This is a genomic window from Micrococcus terreus, from assembly GCF_900116905.1.
GTDB lineage: Bacteria > Actinomycetota > Actinomycetes > Actinomycetales > Micrococcaceae > Citricoccus > Citricoccus terreus.
This window is the reverse complement of sequence record NZ_FPCG01000024.1, coordinates 1-6,299: the sequence shown is the minus strand read 5'-3', so window position 1 is coordinate 6,299 and position 6,299 is coordinate 1. Positions and strand designations below refer to the sequence as shown.

Sequence of the window (6,299 nt, the reverse complement as noted above, 5' to 3'; positions counted from 1 at the left end):
TTCACCTACGCCCAGCCGGACACCACCGTGGGCCCCCGGGACACCCTGATCGTCTCCGGTCACACCGATCTGCTGGAGCGCTTCGCCGCCCGGCCCTGAGGCCGGGCGGCGCGCCTCAAGACCGGAGGCGGAGATGCGGACCGCGCGTCGCCGTGCACGACGGCGGCCCTCGCCCCGGGCGTTCGTGTCCGGTCACGTCCGGGGTGCAGCCTCCTCCTGGGTGACCCTCCCGTTCTCGAGCCGGATCACGGACTCGGCCAGCTGGTCCACGTCTCGGGAGTCGTGGGAGGTGAACACGAGCGTGCCGCCGTGGGCCACGAAGGACGCGAGGCGTCCGCGCAGCGCGCCTGCGGAGTCGGCGTCCAGGGCGTTGAAAGGCTCGTCCAGCACGAGGACCTCCGGGTCCTCCATGACGGCCTGGCAGAGGTTCAGCTTCTGCTTCATGCCCAGCGAATACTGGTGTACCCGCTGACGGGCATCCGGGTCCAGGCCGAAGGACTGCATCACCTCGCGGATCCGCTCTTCGCCGATCTTCTTCTGGATCTCGGCCAGACGCCGCAGGTTCTCGATGCCGGTCAGGTGCGGCAGCATCCCCGGCTTGTCGATCACCACGCCGAACTTGTCCGGGAACGTCCGACGTCCGTCGAGGTACCGCGGATCGATGGCCACGATTCCTGAGGTGGGGCGCAGGAAACCGCACATCAGGCGCATCATCACGGACTTGCCGGAGCCGTTGGGGCCGACGATGGCGTGCGCACGGCCGGGCAGCACGGTGACGGAGGCGTCCGTATAGAGGTCACGACGCTGGTACGTCTTCGTGACGGAGGACAGCTGGATCACGGGAGTGGTGGTGCTCATGGAGGATCTCCTTCTCATGAAGAACGAGGGGCGGGCAAGCGGGACAGCAGAACGCCCAGGCCGAGGACCAAGAGTGCAAGCAGACTCAGAGAGGCCAGCAGGGGCGTCGCCGTGAACGGTGCCCCCGGCTCCAGACTGTACGGAGCGAAGGGGTTGGCCGGCGAGGGGGGAAAGAGCGTGGGGTAGCCCAGGACAAGAATCGCCATGACCACGAAGATCCAGTCCTGCACATGGCCTCTCATCCAGAAGAGGACCACCGCCGCGATGCCGAGGAGGCAGCAGAATGACACGTAAGCCGCGGCCAGGAGGGCCCACTCCCCCGCACTGCGCATCGTGCCCTCGGGGTGCCGGAGGAAGTCGGCCGCCGCGAAGATGACGACCAGCAGCCCTGTCATGGCCACAGACCCGGTGAGAAAGCGCCCCAACAGGCCGCCGACCCACCGGTGAGGGGCACCATGACGAAGGAGGATCAGCTCGGCTCCGCCGCCCTCCAGGTCCGAGAGCTGCCCCGCGAGCAGCCCTGCCATGACGACGGCCGGCAGGGCGCCGAGCAGGTGTCCCAGCAGAGACGAATACTGCCCGCCGAAGGCGACGTCAGCCAGCTCGGTTCCGCCTTCTGCTCCGGCCCCGTACCAGGAGTAGAGGAGGACAAGGCCGAGGGCCAGTCCGACAGCCAGGTGCGGGACAGTTAGCCGCAGGCGGCCGTCCGCACGAACGCCGTCGCGCCAGGCGGCCGCCCCGAGCACGCCGGCTCCAGCCAGTGTCCAGAAGGCCACGGTGACAGCAACGCTGGGCGGGTTCGACACGGCCCAGAGGTTGTTGGTCCAGGCTGACATATCCGGGAAAGGCCTTCCACCCAGCAGGCCGGCGCCGGACAGGACCCCCCAGAGTGCACCCGAGATCACCACAGCAGCAGCCGTGCGCGGGCCGATGCCGATCATCAGCGCCGCATGCAGCGCCGCCCACGCGAGCAGCCCCACGGCCATCCATGCGGTCTGGATCGCGAGGAACAGCCACGGCGCTCCGTGCCACGGGCCGACCCATGTTGCCGCGGCGGCGGCTGACACTTCGGAATCGAGACCGCCCGACGACACGATGCCGACCACCCGATCACTCCACCTGCCACCGAGGCCCAGGCTCACGGAGACAGCAAGGACGGCCGCCGTGCTCAGGGTGAGGGCGCCGATGATGATGGCGGCATCCGAGGTCACGACGGCGGCCGCAGCCTTCCACCACGACCCTCGGCGGAGCAGCTCATCCTCACGCTGAAGCACACGGTGATGTGCAAGGAAGACGGGAACCCAGACCACGGCGATGAGGAGTGGCACGAGTTGAAGGTTCGACACCTGTACGACGACGACATCCCAGCCGTTCACACCCGGATCCCCGACCGCTTCGGACACACCGTGGAGGGTCAAGGCGGTGAGGACGACGGCTAGCAGGACACTGGGCCACGAGATGGCGGCGTGCCAGGCCGCTTGCGCGAATCTCACGAGAAGCGATCCATCTGGGGCGCTCGTCGCAGCAGGACGACGGCCATCGCACCGCACACTAGACCCAGCAGGAGGCCCGGTATCGCGGCGGCGATCAGGTTGGAGGGCAGAAGTCCGCCGGGGTGCACCCACGTGATGAGCGGGGAAGCGGCGGGGCCGACGGTCAGCTCCAGGCCGATCGAGGCCCCGATGAGCAAGACAGCCGGCGCCAGCAGGGCAAGGACTCGATTGCGGATCAGGAGTGCAGCCAAGGCTGACATGAGTGCGATCAGGCCGGCATGCAGTCCGGCCCAGAGCGCCGAGAGGACGACGAATCCGACGGATGAACGACCTGCCGCAGCGTACAGCGGATAGCTGCCGTCCACCATCCTGGCCACCTCGTCGGGCTCGCCATAGCCGCTGGGGTCGACGAGACCCGAGGACCGGGGAGCCACCCAGCCGAAGACGACGAGACCGCACACGAGGATGCATACGGCGACCACCGCCGCGACTGCGACGGGCCGCCAGAGAATCTCGGAAGCGATCCATCTCCGGACCGTGGCCCGTGTACGCAGATGAGCAGGCCACCGCTCCCGCATCGCGACGACCAGAGGCATGCCCGCGATCGCTGCCGCAAGTGCGACCACCACCAGAAAGGCGGGCCCGCCGACCACGTCTTGGAAGACTGCCGGCCACGAACTGTAGGTGGCGTTCGTCGTGGACGGCCCTATGCGCAACGCATACATCCCGGCCAGGATGACTAGCCCAAGAATTGATGCGCGCAATAGGCGGAGGGATGGAGACGAGGACAACGGAACTCCTGCGTGAATGAGGATGCTCGTGCCGCCCAAGTACACGCGGGCGGGACGAGCACGAAGCGGATAGGTGTCAGTTGGTCCTGTACCAGCCCTTGATGCTGACCGTCACCGTCGTCCATGTGTTGTTGGTGACGATGAGCCTGGTCTTCTGCCCCGCAGGTGTCGCATTCGGGATATCGTAGATCTTGTTTCGCCCAAGGCCCTTCTGCTCTGCATACTGCTGTCCACTCTGGCGGTTCTGTGCCTTCACGTTCGCGGAGTATGCACCACCGATCCCGGTGAACTCGATATTCGAAGCAATGTTGGCCCTGGTCTTCTCCTGATCCTGGAAATACCGGGACTGCTGAAAGCGGTTCATGATGCCGTCAAAGGCCGTATTGGACGTGATGGCCTGAGCGCTGCCGGCCCCGCCCATCAGGAGACCAGCTGCCAGAATCGCACCGGGGAGAGATCGAGTTGAACGCCGCATGACGCCCCCCCTTCTGTGCACGCAGGGAGGGACCACCCCCCCTGGAGCGCGGATCTGCATCCGCATATGACAATCGACACACTGTCGACAGTCGCAGTCAATCTATCGGACACCCATAGGCTTCACAAACACCGCGCAGGCATGGGCTCGTCTCACCTGACGAACTCACGGCCCATCTCCACGTCGCGGCGGGCGGCGGAGGCCGCGGACCGGGTGGTCGCCACGACGTCCTCCGCGCGCACCGCCCCGGACTCGAGGGCGCCGGTGAGGATCGCCCCGGTCATCGTTCCCAGGCCCAGGATCGCCACGCGGGGGTGCCGGACTGCGTGCCGGCGGCGTCGCTGCGGGGCGCGGCGGCGCCGTCGGGGGTGCTCTGATGGCTTTGCTCGGTCATGGGTGCTCCTTCCCGGGTCAGATGCTGGACGATCCCTCAGGCTGTCAGATGCTCGCGGGCGAAGGCCAGGGCCGCAGCGAGCCTCTCCTTCCGCTGAGCGGCGCACTCCATGCCGGGGGTGCCGACCTCCACGCACACGGAGCCGGCCAGGCCCTCCCGCCCGAGGAAGCGCAGCGACTCGGCCACGTTCTGTGTGCCATCGCCGGGCACCAGGTGGTCGTCCTTGGGACTGTCGGTGCCGTCGGTCAGATGCACGTGGCGCAGCCGCCGGTCCAGGCCCCGGATGTTGGCCAACGAGTCCTCCCGCGCGATCGCGGCGTGGGAGAAGTCCCAGGTCACGTGCTCGTAGGGCTCGGGGACCGGGTCCCAGTGCGGCAGGTACATCTTCACCTCACGCCCGTAGGCCCGCCACGGGTACATGTTCTCCACGGCGATCACCACGCCGGTCTCGGCCATGATCTCGACGATGCCCCGGGCGAACCCCGACGCGTACGTGCCCTGCCACCGGAACGGGGGTGGGCGACGACGGTGTGCGCCCCCAGCTCGGCGGCCAGCGCCACCGAGTGGCGGATCTTGGACCACGCCGACCCCCAGACCTGCTGGGTGAACAGCAGCGTGGGGGCGTGGATGGAGTCGATCCGCATGCCGGTGCGCTCGGACAGGGTCTGCAGCCGCGCCGCGTCCTGGCTCCAGCCGTTGTGGTCACCATGACCTCGACCCCGTCGTAGCCGAGGTCCTGGGCCATGGCGAACACGTCCTGTGTGCCCAGCGGAAACACAGAGGAGGAGGACAGCGTCACGGGGATGTCCGCACCGCGGCGCACCTCGGGGGGTGAGGTGCGCGGTGGAGACCAGCGGCGGGTCGAGCTCCTCGGGTCCTGCGGCATGGGATCCGGCGCCGGAGACGGCGTCGACGCCGCGCTGCCGGTGGCGGTGGTGTCGGGTGTGTCGATCATCTCAGCGCACTCCCAGGCGCACTCCGGGCAGGAGGCTGTCCGTGTTGAGGTCCACCGCGCCGACGCCGGGGCGGCCGCCGAGGGCGCCGCCCCGGTGAGCCGAGCCAAGGAGCGGAAGGTCTTGGAGGTGGCGGTGACGCACAGCGGGCCCTTGATGGCCGGGAAGTACGCGAAGGCCTCCTCCATCTGCGCCTCGATGTGCTTGCGCAGTTTCTTCACGGACTTCGGGGATGGCGGGTCCTCGGGGAGCCGGTCGCGGGTGAGACGGCCGGCGCCCCGCGGCAGGGACAGCGCGTGCGAGGGCAGCTCGTCCTGACCGTAGGCGATCTCGAAGGAGCCGCCGCCGATGTCGAAATTCAGGATGGATCCGGCGTCCCAGCCCTGCCAGCGCCGCACGGCGAAGTAGGTCATGGCCGCCTCCTGGTCCCCCGTGAGCTCCGAGAGATGCACACGGGTCTCCGCCTGCACGCGGTCCAGCACGGCGGCACCGTTGGCGGCCTCCCTGATCGCAGAGGTGCAGAACGAGATCATGTCCTCCGCCTCGTGCTCCTCCGCAAAGGCGGCGGCCTCGCGGACGAATCCCACGAGCTCCTGCTGACCCTCCTCCGTGATGGCGCCGTCGGCGTCCTGGTAGCGGATCAGCGGAAGGGAGCGCTTGTGCTCCGCGTACGGCTCGGGACGAGCCCCGGGGTGGGCGTCCACGAGCAGCAGGTGGACGGTGTTGGACCCGATGTCCAGGACGCCGAGGCGCATGGTGCTCAGGCCTTCTTCCGTGTGGTGGTCTTCTTGGTCGGTGCCCTGCGGGCCGTCGGCTTCTTGGCGCCGCCGCGGGTGGCCGGGCCCTTCGCGCGCTTGTCCGCCAGCAGCTGGTAGGCCTCCTCGGCCGTCAGCTGCTCCGGGTCCTTGCCGCGCGGCACGGTGATGTTGGTCTGGCCGTCCGTGACGTACGGGCCGAAGCGGCCGTCCTTGACCACGACCTTCTTGCCGGCGGAGGCCTTCAGCTGCTCGACGTCGTCGAAGTCGCGGCCGGTGGCCACGCGCACGCCGTCCACGGTGGACAGGCGGGCGGTGAAGCTCGAGCCCACCGCAGCGGAGGCGGCGGCGCCGGCGTCCACGGTGAAGGTGCCCTCCACACCCCAGTACCGGGCGGCCACGAACGCCATGCGCTCGCGCTCGCGCTCCACCACCAGGCGGGTGGCCACGGACTGCACGCGGCCGGCGTCTACGTGCTGACAGCCCTGATGTTCGCCGGGCGCGTTGGTACGATCACCTTCGCGTCCGCCCTGGCGCTGCGTCAGCGCCGCAACCTGTACCGGTACCCCGAGGAGAGGCC

The 6,299-nt window shown here is 68.7% G+C and carries 5 protein-coding genes and 4 pseudogenes; 1 reads left to right on the top strand and 8 read right to left on the bottom strand.

Annotated features, from left to right (window positions below; all coding sequences use genetic code 11):
- Positions 1-99: pseudogene (locus BM355_RS14740) on the top strand (TrkA family potassium uptake protein); the annotation flags it as partial.
- A 93-nt stretch (positions 100-192) separates the two neighbouring features.
- Here BM355_RS14740 and BM355_RS13930 read toward each other — a convergent pair.
- The 8 genes and pseudogenes from BM355_RS13930 to BM355_RS14985 form a co-directional block, all read right to left on the bottom strand.
- The gene (locus BM355_RS13930) at positions 193-858 is read right to left on the bottom strand and encodes an ABC transporter ATP-binding protein (protein ID WP_177227978.1); all 666 of its coding nucleotides are present in this window, start codon (positions 856-858) and stop codon (positions 193-195) included.
- A 14-nt stretch (positions 859-872) separates the two neighbouring features.
- Positions 873-2,351: a hypothetical protein gene (locus tag BM355_RS13925; protein WP_091699748.1), complete on the bottom strand. Its 1,479-nt coding sequence runs from the start codon at positions 2,349-2,351 to the stop codon at positions 873-875.
- Positions 2,348-3,076, bottom strand: a complete 729-nt coding sequence (locus BM355_RS13920) for a hypothetical protein (RefSeq protein ID WP_143109534.1) — start codon at positions 3,074-3,076, stop codon at positions 2,348-2,350. Before BM355_RS13920 ends, BM355_RS13925 begins: the two co-directional genes overlap by 4 nt.
- Positions 3,077-3,218: 142 nt before the next feature.
- Positions 3,219-3,563 (bottom strand): hypothetical protein, encoded by a 345-nt coding sequence (locus BM355_RS13915; protein WP_091699742.1) that lies wholly within the window; start codon positions 3,561-3,563, stop codon positions 3,219-3,221.
- Positions 3,564-3,769: 206 nt separating this feature from the next.
- The gene (locus BM355_RS14845; RefSeq protein ID WP_281247592.1) at positions 3,770-3,901 is read right to left on the bottom strand and encodes a hypothetical protein; all 132 of its coding nucleotides are present in this window, start codon (positions 3,899-3,901) and stop codon (positions 3,770-3,772) included.
- Positions 3,902-4,047: 146 nt separating this feature from the next.
- Positions 4,048-4,897, bottom strand: a pseudogene (locus BM355_RS13910) (sugar phosphate isomerase/epimerase family protein).
- Positions 4,898-5,032: 135 nt separating this feature from the next.
- Positions 5,033-5,719: pseudogene (locus BM355_RS13905) on the bottom strand (Ppx/GppA phosphatase family protein); the annotation flags it as partial.
- A gap of 5 nt (positions 5,720-5,724) precedes the next feature.
- Positions 5,725-6,192, bottom strand: a pseudogene (locus BM355_RS14985) (topoisomerase C-terminal repeat-containing protein); the annotation flags it as partial.
- Positions 6,193-6,299 lie beyond the last annotated feature (107 nt).